The sequence below is a fragment of the Ramlibacter sp. PS4R-6 genome, assembly GCF_037572775.1.
GTDB lineage: Bacteria > Pseudomonadota > Gammaproteobacteria > Burkholderiales > Burkholderiaceae_C > Ramlibacter.
In genome coordinates, this window is the sequence record NZ_JBBHKA010000001.1 from 1,325,596 (window position 1) to 1,350,780 (window position 25,185).

Here is a 25,185-nt window from a genome sequence, read left to right on the forward strand (position 1 = left end):
AGCGCGGGACGGTGGGGTGCGGCGGCGGCGCCGACAGGGATGCGCGAATCGCGGGCTCGGTCCAGCGGCGAAGTCCTCGTTGTGGCGGGAAGGTGCATGCTATTGTCCCGGTTCTTCCAGAACACGTCGATGCAGCTGCCTGTTAACTTTGACAGTGTGAGCCTCGATGGTCTGCTCAGCGACTGGGTCGGCGCGCTGCGCGAATTCTCCGTCGAGGCGGTGGCGGTGCTCGGCCCCAACCCCTTCGGCGGCAGCGAGGACCGCGAGGTCGTCGCCGTGCATCCGCCCATCGTCGCGGATGCCGCGCAGGCGCTGGCCGAGAGCCGCGACTTCGGCGCGCCCTGGCGCGATTCCGACGCGCCGCTGGTCGCGTGGCAGCACATCGCGAAATCGGACCAGCTCCAGTCCAGCCGCTGGCGCATGCTGTGGCTCGCGCACGGCTTCCAGACCGTGGTGCGCGTGGAGTTCCAGCTGCCGGCGGGGCGCGCCTTCGAGTGCTTCATGTTCAGCCCGCGCGAACTGACCGACCGCGGCGAGGCCGCCTCGCTCGCCTGGTCGGCACTGAACATCTGGCCGCTGGTCAAGCGCGGCATCGCCGCGGCGCGCTCCACGCTCAGCCCGCGCGAGCGCGAATGCCTGTCGCTGGCCTTCCAGGGGCTGACCGCGCGCGAGACCGCGCAGATCCTCAAGTGCAGCGACCGCACGGTGAACTACCACCTGGCCAACGCGATGGCCAAGCTCAAGGTGGACAACAAGATGGCCGCGATCCAGCGCGCCTGCTGGTTCGGGGCCCTGTAGGGGCGTGTCGCGTATCGGCAATCCGCCGAAAGGTTTATATTGCGCCCAGCTTCACCGGGGCCCCCATGGCAGACGAAGACCGAACAGCATCACTGATGTCGCCCGCCAAGCTGGCGCAGATGGCCAGCAAACCGAAGGTACCGGTGTCTCCCGCGGCGTGGCTGGACAAGATGGCCACCGAAGCCGGCCACCAGCACATCCGCCGCCTCGCCGAACTGCGCGCCGACCTGCAGCTGCAAGGCACCAAGCGCGACTTCGCGCCGCTCGCCGCCGGGCTGGCCGAGGTGGCCGAGGCCCTGCCCCGGCTCGACTTCGGCCTGCTGCAGCAGAAGGCCGGTTTCCTCGCGCGCCTGTCGGGCAAGAACAAGACCGCCATCGCCGAATTCGCGTCCCAGTACGACCATATCGAGGAGGCGCTGGAGCAGCACGCCACGCAGGCCAAGGCGCTGCAGGGCAAGCAGGGCGACCAGGCCACGCGCAACGACATGAGCCTGCTGGAGTTCGAGGTCGAGTTCCGCGCGCTCGAGAAGATCATCGACCAGGGCGCGCGCTGGCTGCAGGACATGCGCGCCCAGCTCAAGGAGCGCGAGGCCAAGGGCGGCGACGACGAAGCCATGCGCCAGATCAAGGAAGACGCGCAGCGCTGCGAGCTCCTGGTCGGCCGCCTGAAGATGCTGCGCGCGCTGAGCACGGCCGCGCACCAGTGCTACGAGCAGGCCCAGGCCACCGCGACGCGCCGCGCCGGGCTGGTGCAAGGCCTGCAGGCGCAGGTGTCGGCGCGGGTGAAGGAATGGCGTGCGCGCGTCGCGCCATTGGCCAGCGCGGCGCGCGAAGGCGAGGCCCCGGGCCTGGCCCTCGAAGGCCCGATGGACTGCCACCGCGACCTGCAGCTGTGCATCAAGCAGGCCGCCGCCGATTGCGCGCAGATGCAGGAACACGAGAAGGCGCTGGCCGAGAGCCTGGAGGCACTGGGCCCGCACCTGCAGGCCGCCGGCTGAGCGCGGGCGGCATCATCCACGCATGCCCTTCCTCGCCGTCGACGTCGGCAACACGCGCCTGAAGTGGTCGCTGTACGACCAGCCGCGCGCCGGCGCCACGGTGCTGGCGCACGGCGCCGAATTCCTGGAGAACATCGACAAGCTCGCAGAGGGCCCGTGGGCCACGCTGCCCGCGCCCACGCGCATGCTGGGCTGCGCCGTGGCGGCCGACGCGATCAAGCGCCGCGTCGAGGAGCAGATGGAAGAACTGTGGACCATCCCCGCTCACTGGGTGGTGGCCAGCGCGGCGGAGGCCGGCATCGCCAACGGCTACGACCATCCGACGCGCCTGGGCGCTGACCGATGGGTGGCGATGATCGGCGCGCGCCACCGCATGCTGGCCGCGGGGCCGGCGCGGCCCATGGTCGTGGTGATGATCGGCACGGCCGTGACGGTGGAGGCGGTGGACAAGGGCGGCGCCTTCCTCGGCGGGTTCATCCTGCCCGGGCACGGCATCATGCTGCGCGCGCTGGAGTCCGGCACCGCCGGCCTGCACGTGCCCACCGGCGAGGTGCGCGAGTTCCCGACCAACACTTCCGACGCGCTCACCAGCGGCGGCACCTTCGCGATCGCCGGCGCGATCGAACGCATGGTGCAGCACGTGCGCGAGCATTGCGGCGAGGAGCCCGTGCGCTACATGACGGGCGGCGCCGGCTGGAAGATGGCACCCGCGATGTCGATACCGTTCGAGCTGGTCGAGAGCCTGATCTTCGATGGCCTCCTCGTGATCGCCGAGGAGCGCGCGAAAGCCTAGCCCGCGAGGCCGTCCACGGCCTGGCGCATCGCCTGGCGCGCCTGCGCCAGCACCTTCTGCTTCCACTCCGGCGTGTCCATGTAGAACGCGTCGCGCATGCGCTGCCGGATCGCTGCCGCGAGCTCCGGCGGCGCCTCGGGATGCACACGCAGCCACGCGTCGCCGCGCAGCGCCTCGAAGGTTTCCAGCACGGGCACCGTGCCGTACTCCAGCGCGATGCCGGTGAACTCCGCCTGCGGGCATTCCTCGTAGGCGGCATTGGGCATCAGGCCGGTGAGGTAGGCGGAGGTGGACGTGCCGTCGTAGATCGAAGTGACGGGCGTGTCGCCGCCGCCGTCCCACCACGCCTTCGCGCGCGCGAGCGCGACAGCGTCGTCGCCACGGCCGGCGAAGATGCGCTCGCCCACGCCCGGCGGGCCCAGGCCGGTGTGGAAGTCGATCCACGCGAGCCGCGCTGCGCGACGGCCGTGCGCCCGCAGCACGTCGCGCAGCGCGAGGTTGCTCCAGCTCGCCGCGCGCCCGCCGAAGAACAGGCCCTCCGGGAACTCGTGCTGCCCGCGGCTCACCACCGCCTGCAGGCCTTCGAGCTTGTGCTGGGCAACGTAGCGGCCGACGGCCATCTGGTTCTGCCCGCCGGGCGGCCACTCGGCCGGCACGAGCAGCGGGTGCAGTTCGCGGTACCCGGGGTTCTCCGGCAGGGGGCTGCCGAAGTCGTGGAAATTGCGGTTGAGGTCGACGTTCTCGTGCGTGGTGCGGCTGCCGTGCGAGAAGCCCCAGGGGTTGAGCGCGTGGATGTACACGACGGCCACGCCGCGGTCGCGCGCGCGGGCGCGCCAGCTCGCGTCGCGCAGCGCCGCCACCTGGGCGCCGCTGCCGCAATAGCCCTCGATGCCGTGGCACGCGCTCGTGAGCAGCAGCACCGCGGGCGCGTTGGGATGGCCGTCGCGCACGACGTCCATGGCGAGTTCCTCGCCGTCCCGGCCGCGTTCGGGATGGGTCCTGCTCTCCACGACGAGGCCTGCCGCCTGCGCCGCCTCGATGAACTTTTCGCGGGCCTCGCGGTACGTTGCCGCGAAGCACTCCTCCCCCTGGACCGTCACGCGCGGCCCTTTGCGAGCCAGCTCTCGGCCAGTTTCACCCAGTACGTCGCGCCCAGCGGGATCAGCTCGTCGTTGAAGTCGTAGCTGGGGTTGTGCAGCATGCACGGCCCCTCGCCATGGCCCATCTCGCGGTGGCCGCCGTCGCCGTTGGAGATGAAGCAGTACGCGCCCGGCCTGGCCTGCAGCATGTACGCGAAGTCCTCGGCGCCCATGGTCGGCTCCTGGCGCAGCACGTTGTCCGCGCCGACGATGGAAGCCAGCACCTCCCGCGAGAACGCGGCTTCCTTCTCGGAGTTGATCGTGGGCGGGTAGTTGCGGTGGAACTCGAACTCGCAGGTGGCATCGTGCGCGGCGCAGACGTGTTCGGCCACCTGCTTCATGCGGCGCTCGATCATGTCCAGCACTTCCACCGTGAAGGTGCGCACGGTGCCCTGCAGCTCGGCGCTGTCGGGCACGACGTTGGTCGCCTCGCCGGTATGGATCATCGTCACGGAGATCACGCCGGCGTCGATCGGCTTCTTGTTGCGGCTGACGATCAGCTGGCAGGCCTGCACGATCTCGCAGGCGATGGGCACGGGGTCGATGCCGTTTTGCGGCATGGCGGCGTGCGCGCCCTTGCCGCGGATGGTGATCTTGAACTCGTTGCTCGACGCCATCACGGGGCCGGCGCTCACCGCGAACGTGCCCACGGGCGCGCCCGGCCAGTTGTGCATGCCGAAGACGGCTTCCATCGGGAACTTGTCGAACAGGCCGTCCTTGATCATCTCGCGCGCCCCGCCGCCGCCTTCCTCGGCCGGCTGGAAGATGAGGTACACGGTGCCGTCGAAATTGCGGTTCCTGGCGAAGTGCTGCGCGGCCGCGAGCAGCATCGCGACGTGGCCGTCGTGGCCGCAGGCGTGCATCTTGCCCTTGTGCGTGCTCGCGTGCTTGAAGGTGTTGAACTCCTGCATGGGCAGCGCATCCATGTCGGCGCGCAGGCCCACGGCGCGGTTGCTCGTGCCGTTCTTCACGACGCCGACGACGCCGGTCGTGCCCAGGCCGCGGTGGATGGGGATGCCCCATTCGGTGAGCTTGGCCGCGATGACGTCGGCGGTGCGCTTCTCTTCGAAGCAGAGCTCGGGATGGGCGTGGATGTCGCGGCGGATCGCGGTGATCGACGCCGCCTGCGTGGCGAGGGAATCGAGGATGTTCATGGTACGGCTGGCTCGAGTCGGAACACCGCAGTCTAGCCCCGGCGCACCCTTCCTGCCACGGCGGAAACTCCACGACAATGGCGTGATGCAGTCCACAGTTTCGCCGCAGGGCCTCGAGTTCGCCCAGGCGCTGGTGCGCATCAACACGGTCAGCGCCAACTCCAACCTCGACCTCATCGACCTCGTGCGGGCCGAGCTGGCGCGCCACGGCGTGGAAAGCCGCCTGACCTTCAACGAAGAGCGAACCAAAGCTAACCTTTTCGCGACGCTCGGCGAGGGCAAGCCTGCGGGCATCATCCTTTCCGGCCACACCGACACCGTGCCCTGGGATGGGCAGGACTGGACCTTCGACCCGCTCGGCGGCGAGGTGGAGGGCGGGCGCCTGTACGGCCGCGGCTCGGCCGACATGAAAAGCTTCATCGCGCTGGCCGTCGCGCACGCCGAGACCTTCCTGGCCAGCAAGGCGCCGTTCGCGATCCACCTCGCACTCAGCTTCGACGAGGAAGTGGGCTGCTTCGGCGTGCGGCACCTCATCGCCGACATGCGCGACGCCGGCATCCAGCCGCTCGCCTGCATCGTCGGCGAGCCGACGAACATGGTGCCCGCCATCGCGCACAAGGGCGTGTACCGCTGGCGCTGCTGCGTGCGCGGCAAGGAGGCGCATTCCTCGCTCACGCCGAATTCCGTCAACGCGATCGAGATGGCCGCGCGCGTGGTGACGAAGGTGCGCGAGGTGGCCGAGCGCCTGGAGCGCAGCGAGCCGCGCTACGAGGGCTTCGACGTGCCGTTCTCCACCGCCAGCGTGGGCCAGTTCCACGGCGGCATCGCCGACAACGTGGTGCCGCGCGACGCCGAGTTCCGCTATGAATTTCGCGACCTGCCCACGGCGGACGTGATGGCGCTGCAGCGCGAGATCGTCGACTACGCGAAGTCGCTGGAGCCCGCGATGAAGGGCGTCGCGAAGGACGCCGGCTTCGACTTCCAGACGATCTGCGAGATCCCCAGCTTCCTCGGCTCGGCCAGCGACGACATCACGCGCCTGGCGCTGCGCCTGGCGGGCGAGTCACGCACGACCGAGGTGGCCTTCGGCACCGAGGCGGGCATCTTCAAGCAGTCCGGCGTGCGCACCGTGGTGTGCGGGCCCGGCAGCATCCAGCAGGCGCACCAGCCGGACGAGTACGTGACGCTGGAACAGCTCGCGCGCTGCGAGCGTTTCCTGCGGGGGCTCTCCGAAATCCGCGAGATCGGCTAGCGCCTACTCGCGCACCTTGCCCTGCGAGTCGATCAGGCTCAGCTCCACCAGCTTGGAGCCGGTGCGTTCGTCGCCGAAGTTCACGCGGAAGCCGCCCAGGCTGACGTTCTCCATCTTGCCCAGCGACTGCTTGAACTTGGCGCGCGTGGGCGCGTTGCCGGCGCGCTTGAGCGCCTCGGCGAAGGCGCGCGCGGCGAGGTAGCCCTCGAGCATGTAGACGTTGGTCTTGCCGAGCTTGGCGGTCTTCGCGTCTTCCATCAGCTCGCGCACGGCGGGCACCTTGGCGGTGTCGCTCTTGGGCACGACGCGCACGACGACGACGCCCGCGCCTTCCGGCCCGAGTTCCTCGGCCAGCAGGCTCTCGCCCGTGTTGGAGAACCCGTAGATCGGGCCGCGGAAATTCTTGGCGCGCAGGTCGCGGATCGCGCTGGCGGCGCCCGAGGCATCGCCGATCACCAGCACCGACTGCGGCGCGGCGGCGATGACCTTGTCGACCGCGTTGGCGACGGCGCCGGACTGGTAGCCCTGGTTGGAAACGACGTTGGCGCCCATGCTGCCCATCGTGCGCACGGCGGCATCGAGCGCCGCGGTGGATTCGCCGTCGTTCGCGTGCAGGATCGCCAGCTTCTTGAACATGCCCAGTGTCTCGGCATGCTTGCCGATGGCGGCCGCTTCCTCGGTGTAGCCGGGGCGGATCGAATAGACGTTGGGGTACATCGCGCCGCGGAACTCATCGGCGGCGGCCATCGGCGCGAACATCAGGATGTCGCTGTCCTTGATGAGCGGGTAGGCGGCCGTGACCTGCGGCGAACCGTAGTAGCCGAAGAGCGCGAAGACGCCCTGGTCGAGCAGCTTTTTGGTGTTCTCGGCGGTGTTCTTGGAATTGCCGCGGTCGTCGAGCGTGACCATCTCGATCTTCTTGCCGTTGACGCCGCCCGCGGCATTGAGGCGTTCGAAATAGAGTTTTGCGCCTTCGTGGAAGGCGCTCGCCAACGCCGAACCCGGGCCCGTGAGCGCGGTGGACTGGCCGATGACGATGCTGCTCTGGGCGCTCGCACCCGTCGCGCCCAGGATTCCCAACACGGCTACCATCAGGAGGCCGCCCAACGACTTGCTGTACTTCATGCTTGTCTCCTTCGACCTTTGATTGAATAACTGGGCCGAAACAGTAATACCTAGGGTTAACCCAATGAGCGCCACCGGAGTGATCCCCGCTGTCAGTGTGCTGAAAGGCTCAGCCGTTGTGAAGGGGGCCTGCCCCCATGACTGCCCGGATACGTGCTCGCTCCTCACCACCGTTCACGACGGTGTGGCAACCAAAGTACAGGGCAACCCCGAACACCGCCACACCGACGGCGTCCTGTGCACCAAGGTCTCGCGCTACACCGAGCGCACCTACCACCCCGACCGCGTGTTACATCCGCTGCGCCGCACCGGCCCCAAGGGTTCGGGCAGCTACGAGCGCGTGGGCTGGGACGAAGCGCTGGACGACATCGCCCGGCGCCTCGCCGCGATTGCTGTGCGCGACCCCGAGGCCATCGTTCCCTACAGCTACGCGGGCACGATGGGCCTGGTGCAGGGCGAGGGCATGGCGGCGCGCTTCTGGAACCGGCTGGGCGCTTCCTTCCTCGACCGCACCATCTGCTCCAGCGCGGGCGCGGAAGCGCTGATCTACACGCTGGGCGCGAAGGTCGGCATGAAGGTCGAGTTCTTCGCGCAGTCGAAGCTGATCGTGATCTGGGGCAGCAACTCGATCACCAGCAACCTGCACTTCTGGCGTGTCGCGCAGCAGGCCAAGCGCGACGGCGCGAAGCTCGTGTGCATCGACCCGCGGCGCACCGAGACCGCGGAGAAGTGCCACGAGCACCTGCAGCTGCGCCCCGGCACCGACGCCGCGCTGGCCTTGGCGCTGATGCACGAGATCATCGTCAACGACTGGCTCGACCACGACTACCTCGCGCGCCACACGCTGGGCTGGGAAGGCCTGCGCGAGCGCGCGCTGCGCTGGACGCCCGAGCGCGCCGCGGACGTGTGCGGGCTCGACGCGGCGCAGATCCGTTCGCTCGCGCGCGACTACGCGACGACGGCGCCGGCCGCCATCCGCCTGAACTACGGCATGCAGCGCGTGCGCGGCGGCGGCAACGCGGCGCGCGCCATCGCCTGCCTGCCGGCGCTCATCGGCGCATGGCGCCATCCGGCCGGCGGCGTGCTGTTGTCGAGCTCCGGTCACGTGCCCGTCGACCGCGCGGCGCTGCAGCGGCCCGACCTGCTGCGCGGGCGCACGCCGCGCACGATCAACATGAGCACCATCGGCAACGCGCTGCTGCAGGACGGCTCGCCCGCGTTCGGGCCGAAGATCGAGGCGCTCGTCGTCTACAACAGCAACCCCGTCGCCGTGGCGCCCGAGTCGGCCAAGGTCGTCGCCGGGTTCGCGCGCGAGGACCTCTTCACCGTCGTGCTGGAACATTTCCGCACCGACACCGCCGACCACGCCGACTACATCCTGCCGGCAACGACACAGCTGGAGCACTGGGACATCCACGGCTCCTACGGCCACACCGACGTGCTGCTCAACCGCCCGGCGATCGCGCCACTGGGCGAGGCGCGCCCCAACACGCAGTTCTTCCGCGAACTCGCGCGGCGCATGGGGTTCACGGAGCCGTGCTTCGAGGAAGACGACGCGCAGCTGTGCCTCACGGCCTTCGGCGACAAGGTCGACTTCGGCGAGCTCACCGAGAAGGGCTTCGCCACGCTGCACCTGCCGGACGCGCCCTTCGCCGAAGGCAATTTCCCCACGCCGTCGGGCAAGTGCGAGTTCTTCAGCGAGCGGCTGGCACGCATGGGCCTGGACGGCCTGCCCGACCACCTGGGGAACTACGAGACGCCGGGCATGTCGGATCGTTATCCGCTTGCCATGATCTCCCCGCCGCACCGCAATTTCCTGAACTCCTCGTTCGTGAACGTGCCCAGCCTGCGCGAGAGCGAGGGCGAGCCGGTGCTGGAGATCCACGAGCGGGACGCCGCCGCGCGCGGCATCGCCTCGGGCGGCATCGTGCGCGTGTTCAACGACCGCGGCGAGTACCACTGCAAGGCCGTGGTCACCGGGCGCGCGCGGCCCGGCGTGGTCAACGGCCTGGGCGTGTGGTGGCGCAAGTTCGGCATCGCCGGCACCAACGTCAACCAGCTCACGAGCCAGAACCTCACCGACATCGGCCGCGCACCGGTGTTCTACGACTGCCTGGTCGAAGTCGAAACGGCGTGAGCGTGACCTGGCGCTGGCTGGCAGCCGCCGCCGCGGTGGTGGCGGCGATAGGGCTGCTCGCCGGCTGTTCGAGCCTGGGCTATTACTGGCAGTCCGCGAGCGGGCACCTGAGCATGCTCAGTGCGTCGCGATCGGTCGACGACTGGATCGCGGATTCGGAAACGCCGCAGCGCCTGAAGGAGCGACTGGCCCTGAGCCAGCGCATCCGCCGGTTCGCCAGCGGCGAGCTCAAGCTGCCGGACAACCCCAGCTACAGCCGCTATGCCGACCTGCGCCGTACGGCCGTCGTGTGGAACGTGGTGGCCGCGCCGAAGTACTCGCTGGAGCTGAAGAAGTCCTGCTTCCCGGTCACCGGCTGCGTGGGCTACCGCGGCTACTTCGACGAGCGTGATGCGCGGGCCGAAGCGGCGCGCCTGGCCAGGGAGGACCTCGAGGTGAACGTGTACCCGGTTCCCGCCTACTCGACCCTGGGCTGGATGAACTGGGCCGGCGGCGACCCGCTGCTCAACACCTTCATCAACTACCCCGAGGGCGAACTGGCGCGCACCATCTTCCACGAGCTCGCGCACCAGGTGGTCTATACGAAGGACGACACGATGTTCAACGAGTCGTTCGCCACGGCGGTCGAGCGCATCGGCGGGCGGCGCTGGCTCGAGACGCACGCCAACGAGCAGGCGCGCAGCGACTACGCGCAGTACGACGGGCGGCGGCAGCAGTTCCGCGCGCTCACCGCGGGCACGCGCAAGCGCCTGGAGGAGATTTACGAGAAGACCAGCGGCGAGGAGCGCGACGTGCTCAAGCAGCGCGCGATGCAGGACTTCCGCGCCGACTACGCAACGATGCGCGCCGGCTGGCCGGGCGACCCCGCGCGCTACCGCCTGTACGACCGCTGGGTGGCCGAGGCGAACAACGCCGCCTTCGGCGCGCAGGCGGCTTACGACGAACTGGTGCCGGGTTTCGAGGCGCTGTTCCAGCGCGAGGGCCGGGATTTCCAGCGGTTCTATGATGCGGCGAAAAAGCTGGCCGACGCTCCGAAGAAGCGGCGGCACGAACAACTGAAGGAGATCGCCGGTGCCTGACATCCACATCACGCGCGAGCACGCGCTGGGCCTGCCTGCCGCGCGCAAGCTCGCGTTCCGCTGGGCCGAGGAGGCCGAGGAGCGCCTGGGCATGGAATGCGTGTACGAGGAGGGCAAGGCCTCCGACCTCGTGACGTTCACTCGGCCCGGTTGCAACGGCGAGCTGAAGGTCACCAAGGACGCGTTCGTGCTGGACGCGCGCTTGGGCATGCTGCTGGGCGTGTTTAAGGACAAGATCGAAGGCGCCATCGTCGAGAACCTGGACCAGCTGCTCGCGCAGAAGGACCCGCTGAAGGCTTTCGACAAGGGCCTGGCGGACCACGACAAGCCCGCGGCGAAGAAGAAGCCGGCCGCGAAGAAGAGGGCTTGACCGCATGCCTGGTCCGCTCGACGGCCTGAAGGTCCTCGAACTCGGGCAGTTGATCGCCGGCCCGTTCGCGGCCAAGACGCTGGGCGACTTCGGGGCCGACGTGGTCAAGGTGGAGCCGCCCGGCACGGGCGACCCGCTGCGCCACTGGCGCATGATCAAGGACGGCACCTCGGTGTGGTGGCAGGTGCAGTCGCGCAACAAGCGCTCCGTCACGCTGGACCTCAAGAGCCCCGACGCGCAGGAGATCGTGCGCAAGCTGGCGCGCGAGGCCGACGTGCTGGTCGAGAACTTCCGGCCCGGCGCGCTGGAAGGCTGGGGGCTGGGTCCCGACCAACTGCTCGAACTCAACCCGCGCCTCATCGTGCTGCGCATCAGCGGCTACGGGCAGACGGGGCCGTACAAGGACAGGCCCGGCTTCGGCGTCGTCGCCGAGGCCATGGGCGGCCTGCGCCACCTCACGGGCGAGCCCGGCCGCGTGCCGGTGCGCGTGGGCGTGTCGATCGGCGACACGCTGGCCTCGCTGCACGGCGTGATCGGCATCCTGCTGGCGCTGAACGAGCGCCACCGCAGCGGGCGCGGGCAGGTCGTCGACGTGGCCCTGTACGAAGCCGTCTTCAATTGCATGGAAAGCCTGTTGCCCGAGTACAGCGCGTTCGGCGCCGTGCGCGGGCCCGCCGGCAGTGCGATGCCGGGCATCGCGCCCACCAACGCCTACCTGTGCGCTGACGGCGGCTACGCCATCGTCGCGGGCAACGGAGACAGCATCTTCCGGCGCCTGATGGGCGTGGTCGGGCGTGAGGACCTGGCGAACGACCCGGCGCTGGCGAACAACACCGGACGCGTGAAGCGCGTCGAGGAGATCGACGCGGCCATCGGCGCGTGGACCGCGCAGCGCCCGGTCGCCGACGTGCTCGCGGCGCTCGATGCGGCGTCAGTGCCCGCGGGCCGCATCTACACGGTGGCCGACATCGCCGCCGACCCGCACTACCGCGAGCGCGGCATGCTGGCGCAGGTGGAGATGGACGACGGCCCGTTGATGGTGCCGGGCATCGTGCCGAAGCTGTCGGCCACGCCCGGCAGCCAGCGCTCGAAAGCGCCGGCCCTGGGCGAACACACGGAAGAAGTGCTGCGCGAGATCGGCCTCACCGACTCGCAGATCGGCCAGCTGCGCGCCCGGGGCGTGATCAGCTGAGGGATTCGATCAGGGCGATGTACTGCTGCTTGGCATCGTCCTGCGACGTGCCCTTCATGCCGTTCCACGCATCCCACTTGGCGCGGCCGACCATGTCGCCGAAGCCGGGCTTCTTCTCCGCGTTGTCGCCGGCCGTGGCCTGCTTGTACAGCGCGTAGATCTTCAGCAGCGTGGCGTTGTCCGGGCGCTCCGAAAGGTTCTTGGAGTTGGCGACGGCGGCATCGAACTTGGCTTGCAGGTCGGACATGGGTGGATCCTGTGGCGAATGGGGAGGACGATCTACCCGCGGCGCGGGCGCTGCGGTATGGTCGCGGTATCTTAAGGCCCGGGCCCGCGCCGCAACAGGGGGCCGCCTCTAACGGAGACACACCATGGTGACCCGCATCGTCGCAACCGAAGTGGCGCGCCGCGCCGGATCGCGCGCGCGCAAGACGGCCCGCGCGGTGCAGTCGCACGCCACCCGCGCCGCCAGCGGCATCCTGGGGCTGGCCGGCGAGCGCATGACCAAGGTCGACACAGCCTGGCTGCGCATGGACTCGCCCAGCAACCTGATGGTGATCGTGGGCGTGTGGACGCTCAAGCCCGGCATCTCGTACGCCGAGCTGTGCAAGCGCGTCGAGGAGCGCCTGCTCAAGTACAACCGCTTCCGCCAGCGCGTCGTCGAGGATGCTGCGGGCGCGACGTGGGTCGAGGACGCCGAGTTCGACATCGCGAACCAGGTGGTGCGGGAGAAGCTGCCGAAGGCAAAGGGCGCCACGCAGCAGCAGGCGCTGCAAAAGCGCGTGGGCGAGCTCGCGATGGAACCGCTGGACCGTGCGCACCCCTTGTGGCGCATCCACCTGGTCGAGGACTACGAGGGCGGCAGCGCCCTCATCGTGCGCATCCACCACTGCATCGCCGACGGCATCGCGCTGATCTCGGTGACCATGTCGCTGGTGGACGGCGGCGCGGCGCCGCCCGAGCGCCGCCGCAAGCAGGCGCCGTCCAACCCCGAGGAATGGATCGCCGACACGCTGATCAAGCCTTTCACCGACATCAGCGTCAAGGCGCTGGGCAAGATGGGCGAGGGCGCGGCGAAGTCGCTGGAGATGCTGCGCGACCCGCAGCAGGGCCTGAGCAGCTCGTTCGACGTCGCCAAGGTCGGCCTGCAGCTGGTCAACGACGCGGCGGCGCTGCTGCTGATGCCCGACGACTCGAAGACGCGCCTGAAAGGCAAGCCGGGCCGCAGCAAGCGCGTGGCCTGGTGCCCGCCCGTGCCGCTGGAGGAAGTGAAGGCCGTCGGCAAGGCGCTGAACTGCTCGATCAACGACGTGCTGCTGTCGTGCGTGGCCGGCGCCATCGGCGAATACCTGCGCGAGCTCGGCGACGACGTGGACGGCCAGGAGATCCGGGCGATGGTGCCCGTGAACCTGCGCCCGATGGAGCAGGCCTACAAGTTGGGCAACCGCTTCGGCCTGGTGCCGCTGGTGCTGCCGATCGGCATCCAGAACCCGATCGAGCGCGTGTACGAGGTGCGCCGGCGCATGAACGCGCTCAAGGGCAGCACGCAGCCCGTGCTGGCCTTCCTCACCCTGGCGCTGTCGGGCCTGTTGATCAAGCCCGCGCAGGACGCGATCACCAGCATGTTCGGCCGCAAGACCACGGCCGTGATGACCAACGTGCCGGGCCCGCGCGAGAAGCTGAAGTTCCTCGGCTCCACCATCGAGCAGACCTTGTTCTGGGTGCCGCAGTCCGGCGACATCGGCCTGGGCGTGTCGATCCTCAGTTACGGCGGCGGCGTGCAGTTCGGCGTGATCACGGACACCACCTTGTGCCCCGACCCGCAGAAGATCATCGACCAGTTCGAGCCCGAGTTCGGCAAGCTGTCGGTGGTGACGCTGATGCTGCCCTGGGGCGAGTGATTCAGCCTTCGGCGGAGTTCATGGGCATCGCGCCCAGGCGGAACTCGGCGAACGCCGTTTCGTAGTCGCGTCCCAATTCGGTCTTCTGCTTGCCCGTGAGCACCTTGCCGGCCAGCTGGAAGATCGCGTGTTCCTCGTCCTCGAGGTGGTGGAACACCTTGTCGCGCAGCTTCTGGAACTGCGCGATCCAGCCCGATGACGACATCTCGATCTTGTTGAGCTCGCTCACCAGTTCGTCCATCTCGTGGTGCTCCGCCATCCCGTGGCGGGCCTGCGCCATGCTGGAATCCGACTCGATCAGCACGCGGTAGAACCAGCGTTCCTCCGCCGCGGCGTGTGCGGCCAGCTCGTGCTTGAACTGCCGGAACAGCCCGCCGCGCTCGGGCGACGCGCCTTGCGTCTGCAGGATCTGCGTGGCTAGCGTGCGCTGCGTGTCGTGTGAGAGCCTCAGGGCTTCGAAGATGTCCATCCGGGGCAGTCTGCTGGCTGCCGCGCTTCGCCGGTGTAGGCGGGAACAGACTCTTAACTGTCGAGCTCGGCTTTCGCCAGCTCGATGTCCAGCCGCTCGGTGGCGTCCATGGGCTTGGCTGCCGCCGCCTGCTCGTACAGGCGCGTGGCTTCCTTCATCTTCTTCTCGCCTTCGAGCATGACGAGGCCGTTGGCGTATTCGACCATCGCGATGGGCGATGCGGGGAAGATCTCCAGTGCCTGCCGGTACAGGCGCAGGCCCGTTTCCTTCTTGGCGCCGTAGGTCATGCCGCCGATCAGCGTACCGACCTTGTCGATCACCTCCGCATGGAACGCTCCCAGCGCCACGTGCGCGTCGGCGTGCTTCGGCTGCAGGGCGATCGTCTTTTCCAGCGCGTCCTTCACCCGCGTGCCAAGGCCCTGCGCCAGCGCCTTGGCCACGCTGATGCCCTGGCTGTAGCGGCCCAGCGCGTAGGCCTGCCAGTACCAGGCGTTGGCATTGCGGTCGTCCTGCGCCACCTGCGCGCGGGCGCGCTCGGCCACTTCCATCAGCAGCTCGAGCTTGTTCTTTTCCTTCTTCTCCAGGTAGTTGGCGTGGATGGCGGTGGCCTTGTTGGCCACGGTGATGCCGCCGCCGCCCGCCTTCAGGCCCGCCTCGACCGCGCGCTGGAAGTCGCCGTTGTGGAAGTGCGCCCAGGCGGCGAGCACCGCTTCATCCTCCGGCAGCGGCTCGGCGTCGCCGGCGTGCAGGCGCTTCCACTGCTTGCGCACCGTGGCCGGGTCGTAGCTGAACTCGCCCGCATGGGGGAATGCGGTCCACTTGGCCATCGTTGTCTCCACGCCTGTCTTCCTCGGGTGGCTAGCGGGTGCCGGGTGCTGCGTCGTAAGCCGAGACGAGCTTGAGCAGGTGCATCCGCTGCCCTTGTTCGAGATAGGGTACCAGCAGATTGAGCACGTGGTGTGCGCCGCGCATCAGCGCGAGCTGCGCGCTCTCCGGCTCCAGCGCCCGGCGCGGGTCGCGCACGTACTCGTAGCTCAGCCAGTAGGTCAGCACCACCACCATGCTGGTGGCCGTGGCGTCGACCTCGCGCGAGTCGATGCTCACCGCCCCCGCGCGGCTCATGCCGTCCAGCAGCGCGCGCACGGCGCGCGTCTTGTTCTTCAGCACCCACTGGAAATGCGTCTCGAGCCGCCGGTTCTTCGACAGCAAGTCGTTCAGGTCGCGGTACAGGAAGCGGTACTGCCAGATCAGCTCGAACAGCGTGTGCATGAAGAACCAGGCGTCCTCTACGTTGCGCACGCCGTCGCTGGCGTTGAGGATCTCGTTGAGCGCGCGTTCGTAGCGGTCGAACAGCGCGTTGATCAATTCGTCCTTGGCCGGGTAGTGGTAGTACAGGTTGCCAGGGCTGATGTTGAGCTCGGCCGAGATCAGCGTCGTCGACACGTTCGGCTCGCCGAAGCGGTTGAACAGGTCGAGCGACACCTCCAGGATCCTCTCGGCGGTGCGGCGCGGCGCTTTCTTCGGCATGGGTCAGGCGGTCTGCAACTGCAGTTCGTCCAGCACCGCGTGCAGCGACGACACGGCGCGGCCCAGGCGCCCCGGCGCGCGGGTGGGCACCACGAGGTGGCGCAGCGGGTCGGCGAGCACCTCGCCGCGGATCGCGACGCCATGGCGCGCGAGCTTGGGCGCCAGGCTCGCGCGGCGCGCGCGCAGCATCGCGCGCGTCTGGCGGTAGGCATGTTCGGCCATCTGGCGGCGGCGGGCATAGCCGAAGGTGTTGGCCAGGTACAGCTCGTTGTCGTCCTGGTCCGGCTCGATCAGCACGATGTCGGTGCCTGGATACGCGCGCTCGTAGTGCTTCATGCCCAGCGCCATGCGCGAATGGATCATGGAGCGGAACGTCTGCGACAGCACGGCGGGCAGGCCGCCGTCGGCGATGCGCGGGATGCCCGATCCGCGCGCGTTGAACGGCACCAGCGGGTTCAGGCACAGCAGCAGGTCCACGCCCTCGTCGAGCGCGACCGAGGCGTGCATCGTCTTCTTCAGCGCGCCATCGACGTAGGAGTGCTCGCCGATCTCCACGGGAGGAAATAGGCCCGGCAACGCGCTGCTGGCCTGCACCGCCTTGGAGATCGGCACATGGTCCCAGCCGGCGCGGCCGAAGGGCGCGGCCTCGCCGGTGTCCAGGTCGGTCGCCACCAGCGTGAGCTTGCTGCGCAACCGGCGGAAGTCGTTGGTCCGGCCCGGGCGCGAAAACACGTCGGCCAGCCGCGTGTCGACGAGTTCGTTGGAGAAGATGCCCGTGGGCAGGCTGCGGCCGAGCTGCTCCAGCGAATGCGACAAGGGGCGGCGCCCCAGCGTCGCGCGCCACAGGGCCGATGTCGCGAGGGTCGGGAACATGATGGCGCGGCGCGCGAACTCGCCCCACGCCGGCACCATCAGCCAGGCCGGGTCGAAGACGTCGTTGTCGCTCTTGCCTTCGATGAAGGAGGCGCAGATTTCGCGCGGCGACATGCCGTTGGCCAGCGCCGCGGCGATGAAACCGCCGGCCGACACGCCGACGTAGTGGTCCAGGCGGGTGAAGTCGACGCCATCCAGAGCCTCGTCGAGCGCGCACAGCGCGCCGATCTCGTAGATCGCCCCCAGCGGTCCGCCGCCGGCCAGCGCCAGCGCGATGCGGGGTGTTTTTCTTGTTCGGGTCATGCGCGGCAGTGTAGGGACCTTGGCATCGTGCGCCTTGTGCATTGCAGCAACGAGGCAATAAAAAGGGGCGCCACGGCGCCCCTTCGGTGGGATGGCAGGAAGCTCAAGACGGCTTGCGCGACGCGCGCTTGGCCGTGGGCTTGGTGCTGGCGGCCTTCTTCGCCGGGCCGGGCTTGCCGCCCAGCTTCTGCACGTTGCGATTGAGCTCGTCGATGCGCGCGACGAGGTCGTCGATGTCGCGCGCCGTGGGCACGCCCAGCTTCTTCAGCGCGCGCGAGACGCGCTCTTCGAAGATGTTTTCCAGCTTGTCCCACTGGCCGGAGGCCTTGTTGCCGATGTCGCTGGCCATGCTGGCCATGCGGCTGGTGGCCTCGGTGATCTTCTCTTCGGCCGCGGCCTGCGTCTTGCGCTGGATCGACATGCCTTCCTTCACCAGGGCTTCGAACACCTTGCCGCCTTCTTCCTGCGCCTTGGAGAAGGCGCCCAGGCCGGCCAGCCAGATCTGCGAGGCCGATTCCTTCACCGTGCCGGCCAGCTGCGCCGCCGACTTCGTTTCCGCCGCGGTTTCGCCGCCGGCTGCCTTCTTCGTCTTCGTGACCATGGGGACTCCTTGTTCGTGGATGGCCGCAATGTACGGCGGCGCGGCGGCGCCGTTTAGGGGCCGGTTCCTAAAAGGCTAGGCGGCGCGGACGAGACAGCGCCGGGTTTGTGCGGAATGATCGCGCTTCGCGAGCGGGCAGAATGACCCGAACGTCCACAAGAACCGAGATCACGAGGAGCGTTCCATGCACTATTTCGTCACCGGCGCGACCGGCTTCATCGGCAAGCGGCTGGTCAGGAAGCTGCTCGAGCGCAAGGGCTCGGTCGTGCACTTCCTGATCCGCAAGGAAAGCGAGGACAAGGTCCCCGCCCTGCGCGAGTACTGGGGCGTCGGCGCCGCGCGCGCCGTGCCCGTCTTCGGCGACCTCACGCAGAAAAAGCTGGGTGTGTCGGCCGAGGACACTAAGGCGCTCAAAGGGCAGGTCGACCACTTCTATCACCTCGCCGCGGTGTACGACCTGTCGGCCGACGAGGAGAGCCAGGTCGCGGTGAACGTCGAGGGCACGCGCCACACGGTGGAATTCGCCAAGGCCGTCGACGCGGGGCACTTCCACCACGTCTCCTCGATCGCGGCGGCGGGCCTGTACGAAGGCGTGTTCCGCGAGGACATGTTCGACGAGGCCGAGAACTACGACCACCCCTACTTCATGACCAAGCACGAGAGCGAGAAGATCGTGCGCAAGGAGTACAAGGGCAAGTGGACGGTGTACCGCCCGGCGATGGTGGTCGGCGACTCGCAGTCGGGCGAGATGGACAAGATCGACGGCCCGTACTACTTCTTCAAGGTGATCCAGCGCATGCGGCAGCTGCTGCCGCCGTGGATGCCCGCCGTGGGCCTCGAAGGCGGGCGCGTGAACATCGTGCCGGTGGACTACGTGGTGGACGCGCTCGACCACATCAGCCACCAGGAGGGCATCAACCACCGCGCCTTCCACCTGGTCGACCCCGTGGGCTACCGCGTCGGGGACGTGCTGGACATCTTCGCGCGCGCCGCGCACGCACCCAAGTTCAGCCTGTTCGTCAATGCGGCGCTGCTCGGCTTCATCCCCAAGAGCGTCAAGAAGGGCCTGATGGCGCTGGCGCCGGTGCGCCGCATCCGCAACGCGGTGATGAAGGACCTCGGCCTGCCCGAGGACATCCTCGCGTTCGTGAACTACCCGACGCGCTTCGACAGCCGCGACGCGCAGGCCATGCTCAAGGGCACGGGCATCGCGGTGCCGAACCTGAAGGATTACGCCTGGCGCCTGTGGGACTACTGGGAGCGCCACCTCGACCCCGACCTGCACATCGACCGCACGCTGCGCGGCACCGTCGGCGGCAAGGTGGTGCTGGTCACCGGGGGCTCCTCGGGCATCGGCCTGGCCGCCGCGCACAAGTTCGCCGAGGCGGGCGCGGTCACCATCATCTGCGGCCGCGACCAGGACAAACTCGACGAGGCCTGCAAGGAAGCCAAGGACAAGGGCTACCAGTTCGTCGCCTACCCGGCGGACATCGCCGACATGGCCGATTGCGACCGCTTCACCGCGCTGCTCGAGAAGAACCACGGCGGGGTCGATTTCCTGATCAACAACGCGGGCCGCTCCATCCGCCGCGCCATCGAGTCGAGCTACGACCGCTTCCACGACTTCGAGCGCACCATGCAGCTCAATTACTTCGGGTGCCTGCGCGTCACCATGGGCCTGCTGCCGGGCATGGTGGCCAAGAAGAAGGGCCACGTGGTCAACATCAGCTCGATCGGCGTGCTGACGAATGCTCCGCGCTTCTCGGCGTACGTCGCGTCGAAGGCGGCGCTCGATGCGTGGACGCGCTGCGCCTCCAGCGAATTCGCCGATCGCGGCATCACCTTCACCACCATCAACATGCCGCTGGTGCGCACGCCGATGATCGCGCCGACCAACATCTACAACAACGTGCCGACGCTGTCGCCCGAGCAGGCCGCCGACATGATCGCCGAGGCGTGCATCTACCACCCGGTGCGCATTGCCACGCGCCTGGGCATCGCCGGCGAGGTGATGCACGCGCTGCTGCCGCGCGTCGCGCAGATCGTGATGAACACCAGCTTCCGCATGTTCCCCGACTCCGCGGCGGCCAAGGGCGACAAGGGCGCCAAGCCGCAGCTCTCGGCCGAGGCCATCGCCATGCAGCAGATGATGCAGGGCATCCACTTCTGAGGGCGCGGCAGGGCGCCCATTAGAATCCGGCGCCTTGAGAGTCCTGCACGTTTACAAGAGTTACTACCCCGACACGATCGGCGGCATCGAGCAGGTCATCGCGCAGCTCGCCACGGCGCTGCGCGACAGCGGCGACGAGTCGCGCATCTTCACGCTCAGCCCCGACGCGCAGCCGCGCGTGCTGCGCCGCCCCGAGGGCGAGGTGCACCGGCGCCGCGCATGGGTGGAGATCGCGTCCAACCCGATCTCGCTGTCGGCCTTCGCGGAATTCCGCCGGCAGGTGGAGTGGGCCGACGTCGTGCACTACCAGTTCCCCTGGCCCTTCGCCGACCTGTTGCACCTGGCGTGCGGTCGCGGCAAGCCGAGCGTGGTCACCTACCAGTCCGACGTCGTGCGCCAGAAGTGGCTGATGCACGCCTACAACCCGCTGATGAAGCGCTTCCTGCGGTCGGTCGACGCGGTGGTGGCGACCTCCCCGCAGTACCGTGACAGCAGCCCGGTGCTGCAGGCTCTCGGCCGCGACGTGGAGGTGATCCCCAACGGCATCGACGAGACCTGCTTTCCCTCGCCGGGCGCGCACACGCTGGCCGCCTGGCGCGAGTCGGTCGGCGAAGGGTTCTTCCTCTTCGTGGGCGTGCTGCGCTACTACAAGGGGCTGGAGACGCTGCTGCGCGCCGCGCGCGGCTTCGGCGGGCGCATCGTCATCGCCGGCACGGGGCCCCAGGCCGACCAGCTGCAGGATTACGCCGCGCGCGAGGGCCTCGCCAACGTGAGCTTCGTGGGCCGCGTGAGCGACGAGGACAAGATGGCGCTGCTGCGCCTGGCCCGCGCCTTCGTCTTTCCCTCGCACCTGCGCGCCGAGGCCTTCGGCATGTCGCTGGTCGAGGCCGCGATGAGCGCATTGCCGCTGGTGTGCTGCGAGATCGGCACGGGCACGAGCCTGGTGAACGAAGCCGGCGTCACGGGCGCCACGGTGCCCGCGCAGGACCCGGACGCCTTGCGCGCCGCGATGCAGCGCCTGCTGGACGACCCGGCCCAGGCCGTTCGCATGGGGCAGGCCGCGCGCCGGCGCTTCGAGGAGCTCTTCACGGCCGGCCACATGGCGCGGGCCTACCGGCAGCTTTACGAGAGGGTCAGAGCTCAGCCCTAGAATCGGGCCTTCCCCGAAGAAAGAGCTCCTCTTGGCCGCCGAAGTACCCGTCCCCATCGTTCCCGTCATCCTGTCCGGCGGCGCCGGCACGCGCCTGTGGCCGGTGTCCCGCGAAGGGCATCCCAAGCCCTTCATGAAGCTGCCCGACGGGCACACGCTGCTGGGGCGGACGGTGGAGCGCGCCATGGCCGCGGGAACGGCGGGGCGCCTGATGCTGGTGACCAACCGCGACTACTACTTCGTCTCCAAGGACGAAGTGGGCGCGACGCTCGGCGCCGATGCGAACAAGGCCAGCTACCTGCTGGAGCCCGTGGGCCGCAACACGGCCGCGGCCATCGCGGCGGCGGCCCATGCCATCACCGAGGAATTCGGCCCGCAAGCCGTCATGCTGGTGCTGCCCGCCGACCACCTGATCGAGCCGGTCGAGGACTTCGTGCGCGCCACGCGCGACGCGGCGGCGCTGGCCGCGCAGGGCAAGCTCGTGACCTTCGGCATCCAGCCGCGCTCGCCGGAAACCGGCTACGGCTACATCGAGGCCGGCGGCGCGATGCGCGGCGGCGCCGCGCGCGAGGTGGTGCGCTTCGTCGAGAAGCCCGACACCGAGACCGCGAAGGCGTACGTCGCCAGCGGCAATTTCCTGTGGAACAGCGGCATGTTCTGCATGCGCGCCAGCGTGCTGCTGGAGGAACTGGCCTTGCACCGCCCCCAGCTCGCCCAGGCGGTGGCGCACTGCTGGAAGGAAACCGGCGCCCAGCGCGGCGCGCCTTTCACCGAACTCGCCTCGGAGCCGTTCTCGGCCGTCGAGAGCATCTCCATCGACTACGCGGTGATGGAGCCGAGCAAGCGCCTGGTGGTGCTGCCGGTGCATTTCGGCTGGAACGACATCGGCTCGTGGAGCGCGATCGCGGGCCTGGTGGCCCCCGGCGCCGACGGCAACCGCGTCCACGGCGATGCGGTCGTGCTCGACTGCGAGGACTGCTTCATCAGTTCGGAGGACCGCATGGTCGCGGCCGTGGGGCTGCGGGGCGTGCTGGTGGTGGACACGCCCGATGCCCTGCTGGTGGCCGACGCCGGCAGTGCGCAGCGCGTGAAGGACGTGGTGGCGCACCTGAAGAAGCGCGGCCACGAAAGCTACCGTTTGCACCGCACCGTGACGCGCCCCTGGGGCACTTACACCGTGCTCGAAGGCGGCCCCGGCTACAAGATCAAGCGCATCGACGTGCGTCCCGGCGGCGCGCTGTCGCTGCAGATGCACCGCCACCGCAGCGAGCACTGGGTGGTGGTGAGCGGAACGGCCAAGGTGCAGTGCGACGAGCGCGAGTTCCTCGTGCTGACGAACCAGTCCACCTACATCCCCGCGGGCAAGAAGCACCGCGTCGAGAACCCCGGCGAGCGCGACCTCGTGATGATCGAGGTGCAAAGCGGCGACTACCTCGGCGAGGACGACATCGTCCGCTTCTCGGACATCTACGGGCGCGTGACGGCCTAAGGCGCGTCCTGCGCCGCGTGGCGCTCCAGCGCCTTGCGGTCGCGCACGATCAGCCGGTGGTGGTCCTTCTCGACGACACCCTCGTCGATCAACACGGTGATGGCGCGCGACACGCTCTCGCGGCTGGTGTTCGCCATGATCGCCAGGGCCTGCTGCTTGGGCGGGTTGTCGATGACCACGAGCCCCCCGGGCGCCACCTTGCACAGGCGCAGCAGCAGGGCGAACACCCGCTGCGACGCATTCGGCAGGCACAGGATGGTCTGGTACACGGAGGCGTTGCGCAGGCGCGCGGCCAGGCCCAGCAGCACGCGCTCGGCCACCAGCGGGTTGTGGCGGAAGAGTTCCCACGCATGCGCCTTCGGCACGAGGGCGACCAGCGAGGTCTCCATCGCCACCACCGAAGCGGAGCGCGGCTGGCCGTCGATGACCGACAGCTCGCCGAAGTAGTCCCCGGGCATCAGCAGGTTCAGCCCGATCTCGCGCCCGCTCTCGGTGACGTCCAGCACCTGCAGGCGCCCGGCGACGAGGAAGAGCAGGTGGTCGCCCACGGCGCCTTTGGAGAGCACTTGCTGGCGCTTCTTCATCTCGCGCCAGGTGGTGACGGCCGCAATCTCCGCCAGCGCGGCCGTGTCGACGCCTTCGAAGAAGGGCAGGCGGGCCAGCGCACGGACGGCTTCGACACTGCTTTCGGGACGTTTCATGCTCGGGGTCGCGCAGGCTCCATGGTTAAACTCCTGCGTTTATCCCACAAAGAATACATTGGTGCGGCAAATGAAATTGCTGGCGACGGGGCACCTGGGCTTCGTCGGGAGGGCCATGCGCGAGTTCGTCACGTCCCGGCCCGCCCTGGGCGTGGACTGGTGCGAACCGGCGCGCGAGCACGACGTCCGCGACCGCGCCGACCTGCTGGCGATGGTCCGCGAGCACCAGCCGGACTGGGTGGTGCACCTCGCCGCGCACAGCCACGTGCAGGCCTCGTGGAGCGACCCCGCCGGCACCCTGCAGACCAATGCCGGCGGCACGGCCAACCTGCTGGGCGCGCTGGATGACGCCGGCTTCCGGGGGCGCCTGCTGTACGTGAGCAGCGCCGACGTCTACGGCGCCGTGCCCGATGACCAGCTGCCCGTCGATGAATCGCGCGAACCCGCGCCGCGCAGCCCCTATGCGAGCAGCAAGGTCGCGTCCGAAGTGCTGTGCCGCCAGTGGGCGCGCGCGCGCCCGCTGGACGTGGTGATCGCGCGGCCTTTCAACCACACGGGCCCGGGCCAGCGGGAGGAGTTCGCGCTACCCCGCTTCGCGAAGGAGATCGCCGCGATCCGCACCGGCCGCCAGGGCCCCCTGATCCAGGCCGGCGACCTGGAGGTCACGCGCGACTTCCTCGACGTCGACGACGTGGTCGACGCCTACGTGCGCCTGCTGCGATCGGGTGCGGGCGGCGAAACATACAATGTGTGCTCCGGGCGCGAGGTGCTGCTGCGCGACGCGGTGGGCCAGTTGCTGGAGATCGCGGGCGTGAAGGCCGAAGTGGCGACCGATCCGGCCTTGCTGCGGCCCGCCGAGCAGAGGCGCATGGTCGGCAGCTACGACAAGCTCGCGCAGGCCACCGGCTGGCAGCCCGCCACCCCCTTGCGCGACACGCTCGCCCGCCTGCTCAATCACTGGATCTTGGAATTGGAAGAATGACGCGCTCTGCTTTGATCACCGGCATCACCGGCCAGGACGGCGCCTACCTCGCGCAACTCCTGCTGGGCAAGGGCTATGCCGTGGCCGGCGTGTCGCCGCGGCGCTCCAGCGACAACCTGTGGCGCCTGCGCGAGCTCGGCGTCGAGGGCGACGTGAAGCTGGTGGAAGCCGACGTGTGTGACCTCGCGTCCATCCTGCGCGCCATCGACGAAACAAAGCCGACCGAGGTGTACAACCTCGCCGCTCAGAGCTTCGTCGGCACCTCGTGGAAGCAGCCCCTGCTCACGGGCCAGGTCACCGGCCTGGGCGCGGCCAACGTGCTGGAGGCCGTGCGCCTGGTGGGCAAGGGCATGCGCTTCTACCAGGCGTCGACCAGCGAACTCTTCGGCCTGATCCAGGCCGAGCGCCAGGACGAGAAGACGCCCTTCTACCCGCGCAGCCCCTACGGCGTCGCCAAGCTTTATGCGCACTGGATGACGATCAACTACCGCGAGAGCTTCGGCATCCACGCGAGCACCGGCATCCTGTTCAACCACGAGTCGCCGCTGCGCGGCATCGAGTTCGTCACGCGCAAGGTGACGGATGCGGTCGCGCGCATCAAGCAGGGCAAGCAGGAGAAGCTGCACCTGGGCAACATCGACGCCAAGCGCGACTGGGGCTTCGCCGGCGATTACGTCGACGCCATGTGGCGGATGATGCAGCAGGAGCAGGGCGACGATTACGTCGTGGCCACCGGCCGCACGACCACCGTGCGCGACATGTGCCGCATCGCTTTTTCCCACGTGGGCCTGAAGTACGAGGACCACGTGGTGATCGACCCGCAGTTCTTCCGGCCGGCGGAAGTCGACGTGCTGCTGGGCAACCCGGCCAAGGCCGAGGCCAAGCTGGGCTGGAAGGCCACGACCAGCCTGGAGCAGCTGATCACGATGATGGTCGATGCCGACATGCGTCGCGTCGCCGCGGGGTAGCGGCTGACGGCGGC

General features: G+C 68.9%; 24 protein-coding genes. 14 read left to right on the plus strand and 10 right to left on the minus strand.

What is annotated here, in order from left to right; genetic code table 11:
• Positions 1-156: 156 nt before the first annotated feature.
• The 3 genes from WG903_RS06565 (at position 157) to WG903_RS06575 (ending at position 2,589) form a co-directional block, all read left to right on the plus strand.
• The gene (locus WG903_RS06565; RefSeq protein ID WP_340073452.1) at positions 157-798 is read left to right on the plus strand and encodes a helix-turn-helix transcriptional regulator; all 642 of its coding nucleotides are present in this window, start codon (positions 157-159) and stop codon (positions 796-798) included.
• Between the two features lie 95 nt (positions 799-893).
• Entirely contained in the window at positions 894-1,796 is a 903-nt protein-coding gene (locus WG903_RS06570; protein WP_340073453.1) for a toxic anion resistance protein, read from the plus strand.
• A 22-nt stretch (positions 1,797-1,818) separates the two neighbouring features.
• Complete coding sequence (locus WG903_RS06575; protein ID WP_340073454.1) at positions 1,819-2,589, plus strand: type III pantothenate kinase; 771 nt, start codon at positions 1,819-1,821, stop codon at positions 2,587-2,589.
• Here the strand turns inward: WG903_RS06575 and WG903_RS06580 are convergent.
• Together WG903_RS06580 and WG903_RS06585 are read right to left on the minus strand one after the other, a co-directional pair.
• Positions 2,586-3,689 carry a M14 family metallopeptidase gene (locus WG903_RS06580; protein ID WP_340073455.1) on the minus strand — a complete coding sequence of 368 codons (1,104 nt, stop codon included), beginning with the start codon at positions 3,687-3,689 and terminating at the stop codon, positions 2,586-2,588. The two genes, WG903_RS06575 and WG903_RS06580, sit on opposite strands and share 4 nt — an antisense overlap.
• On the minus strand, positions 3,686-4,882 hold the full coding sequence (locus WG903_RS06585) for a M20 aminoacylase family protein (protein ID WP_340073456.1): 1,197 nt from the start codon (positions 4,880-4,882) through the stop codon (positions 3,686-3,688). Before WG903_RS06585 ends, WG903_RS06580 begins: the two co-directional genes overlap by 4 nt.
• A gap of 85 nt (positions 4,883-4,967) precedes the next feature.
• Between WG903_RS06585 and argE the strand changes: the two genes are divergently transcribed.
• The gene (gene argE, locus WG903_RS06590) at positions 4,968-6,134 is read left to right on the plus strand and encodes an acetylornithine deacetylase (protein ID WP_340073457.1); all 1,167 of its coding nucleotides are present in this window, start codon (positions 4,968-4,970) and stop codon (positions 6,132-6,134) included.
• A gap of 3 nt (positions 6,135-6,137) precedes the next feature.
• Here argE and WG903_RS06595 read toward each other — a convergent pair whose 3' ends face one another.
• On the minus strand, positions 6,138-7,259 hold the full coding sequence (locus tag WG903_RS06595; protein ID WP_340073458.1) for an ABC transporter substrate-binding protein: 1,122 nt from the start codon (positions 7,257-7,259) through the stop codon (positions 6,138-6,140).
• Between the two features lie 64 nt (positions 7,260-7,323).
• On the opposite strand from WG903_RS06595, the gene WG903_RS06600 reads away from it, so the two are divergent.
• Genes WG903_RS06600 through WG903_RS06615 form a run of 4 tightly spaced genes read left to right on the plus strand, consistent with a single transcriptional unit; the run spans position 7,324 to position 12,037 of the window.
• Complete coding sequence (locus WG903_RS06600) at positions 7,324-9,396, plus strand: molybdopterin-containing oxidoreductase family protein (protein WP_340073459.1); 2,073 nt, start codon at positions 7,324-7,326, stop codon at positions 9,394-9,396.
• Entirely contained in the window at positions 9,393-10,475 is a 1,083-nt protein-coding gene (locus tag WG903_RS06605) for an aminopeptidase (protein ID WP_340073460.1), read from the plus strand. The genes WG903_RS06600 and WG903_RS06605 overlap by 4 nt, the downstream gene beginning before the upstream one ends.
• Positions 10,468-10,845, plus strand: coding sequence for a polyhydroxyalkanoic acid system family protein (locus WG903_RS06610; RefSeq protein ID WP_340073461.1), 378 nt, complete (start codon positions 10,468-10,470; stop codon positions 10,843-10,845). The genes WG903_RS06605 and WG903_RS06610 overlap by 8 nt, the downstream gene beginning before the upstream one ends.
• A 4-nt stretch (positions 10,846-10,849) precedes the next feature.
• On the plus strand, positions 10,850-12,037 hold the full coding sequence (locus tag WG903_RS06615; protein WP_340073463.1) for a CaiB/BaiF CoA transferase family protein: 1,188 nt from the start codon (positions 10,850-10,852) through the stop codon (positions 12,035-12,037).
• On the opposite strand, the gene WG903_RS06620 is transcribed toward WG903_RS06615, so the two are convergent.
• The gene (locus WG903_RS06620; protein WP_340073465.1) at positions 12,030-12,284 is read right to left on the minus strand and encodes an acyl-CoA-binding protein; all 255 of its coding nucleotides are present in this window, start codon (positions 12,282-12,284) and stop codon (positions 12,030-12,032) included. The two genes, WG903_RS06615 and WG903_RS06620, sit on opposite strands and share 8 nt — an antisense overlap.
• 124 nt (positions 12,285-12,408) lie before the next feature.
• On the opposite strand from WG903_RS06620, the gene WG903_RS06625 reads away from it, so the two are divergent.
• A complete protein-coding gene (locus tag WG903_RS06625; RefSeq protein ID WP_340073467.1) occupies positions 12,409-13,938 on the plus strand; it encodes a wax ester/triacylglycerol synthase family O-acyltransferase in 1,530 nt (509 codons plus the stop codon).
• A 1-nt stretch (position 13,939) separates the two neighbouring features.
• Here the strand turns inward: WG903_RS06625 and WG903_RS06630 are convergent, their stop codons facing one another.
• From WG903_RS06630 to WG903_RS06650, 5 genes are all read right to left on the minus strand, one after another.
• The gene (locus tag WG903_RS06630; protein WP_340073470.1) at positions 13,940-14,407 is read right to left on the minus strand and encodes a hemerythrin domain-containing protein; all 468 of its coding nucleotides are present in this window, start codon (positions 14,405-14,407) and stop codon (positions 13,940-13,942) included.
• 53 nt (positions 14,408-14,460) lie between these two features.
• The gene (locus WG903_RS06635) at positions 14,461-15,234 is read right to left on the minus strand and encodes a hypothetical protein (protein WP_340073473.1); all 774 of its coding nucleotides are present in this window, start codon (positions 15,232-15,234) and stop codon (positions 14,461-14,463) included.
• Between the two features lie 31 nt (positions 15,235-15,265).
• On the minus strand, positions 15,266-15,934 hold the full coding sequence (locus WG903_RS06640) for a TetR/AcrR family transcriptional regulator (RefSeq protein WP_340073475.1): 669 nt from the start codon (positions 15,932-15,934) through the stop codon (positions 15,266-15,268).
• A gap of 3 nt (positions 15,935-15,937) precedes the next feature.
• Complete coding sequence (locus tag WG903_RS06645) at positions 15,938-17,110, minus strand: patatin-like phospholipase family protein (RefSeq protein ID WP_340073477.1); 1,173 nt, start codon at positions 17,108-17,110, stop codon at positions 15,938-15,940.
• 103 nt (positions 17,111-17,213) lie between these two features.
• Positions 17,214-17,711 carry a phasin family protein gene (locus WG903_RS06650; RefSeq protein ID WP_340073479.1) on the minus strand — a complete coding sequence of 166 codons (498 nt, stop codon included), beginning with the start codon at positions 17,709-17,711 and terminating at the stop codon, positions 17,214-17,216.
• 184 nt (positions 17,712-17,895) lie between these two features.
• Here WG903_RS06650 and WG903_RS06655 point away from each other — a divergent pair, with 184 nt between their 5' ends.
• The 3 genes from WG903_RS06655 to WG903_RS06665 are packed head-to-tail and all read left to right on the plus strand — an operon-like array spanning position 17,896 to position 22,520.
• Positions 17,896-19,881: an SDR family oxidoreductase gene (locus WG903_RS06655; RefSeq protein WP_340073481.1), complete on the plus strand. Its 1,986-nt coding sequence runs from the start codon at positions 17,896-17,898 to the stop codon at positions 19,879-19,881.
• Between the two features lie 34 nt (positions 19,882-19,915).
• On the plus strand, positions 19,916-21,031 hold the full coding sequence (locus WG903_RS06660) for a glycosyltransferase (RefSeq protein ID WP_340073483.1): 1,116 nt from the start codon (positions 19,916-19,918) through the stop codon (positions 21,029-21,031).
• A gap of 31 nt (positions 21,032-21,062) precedes the next feature.
• Positions 21,063-22,520 carry a mannose-1-phosphate guanylyltransferase/mannose-6-phosphate isomerase gene (locus WG903_RS06665; RefSeq protein ID WP_340073486.1) on the plus strand — a complete coding sequence of 486 codons (1,458 nt, stop codon included), beginning with the start codon at positions 21,063-21,065 and terminating at the stop codon, positions 22,518-22,520.
• Here the strand turns inward: WG903_RS06665 and WG903_RS06670 are convergent.
• Complete coding sequence (locus tag WG903_RS06670) at positions 22,517-23,221, minus strand: Crp/Fnr family transcriptional regulator (RefSeq protein WP_340073489.1); 705 nt, start codon at positions 23,219-23,221, stop codon at positions 22,517-22,519. The genes WG903_RS06665 and WG903_RS06670 overlap by 4 nt on opposite strands.
• Before the next feature lie 70 nt (positions 23,222-23,291).
• On the opposite strand from WG903_RS06670, the gene WG903_RS06675 reads away from it, so the two are divergent.
• Together WG903_RS06675 and WG903_RS06680 are read left to right on the plus strand one after the other, a co-directional pair.
• A complete protein-coding gene (locus WG903_RS06675) occupies positions 23,292-24,203 on the plus strand; it encodes a GDP-mannose 4,6-dehydratase (protein WP_340073491.1) in 912 nt (303 codons plus the stop codon).
• Positions 24,200-25,171: a GDP-mannose 4,6-dehydratase gene (locus tag WG903_RS06680; protein WP_340073493.1), complete on the plus strand. Its 972-nt coding sequence runs from the start codon at positions 24,200-24,202 to the stop codon at positions 25,169-25,171. Before WG903_RS06675 ends, WG903_RS06680 begins: the two co-directional genes overlap by 4 nt.
• Positions 25,172-25,185 lie beyond the last annotated feature (14 nt).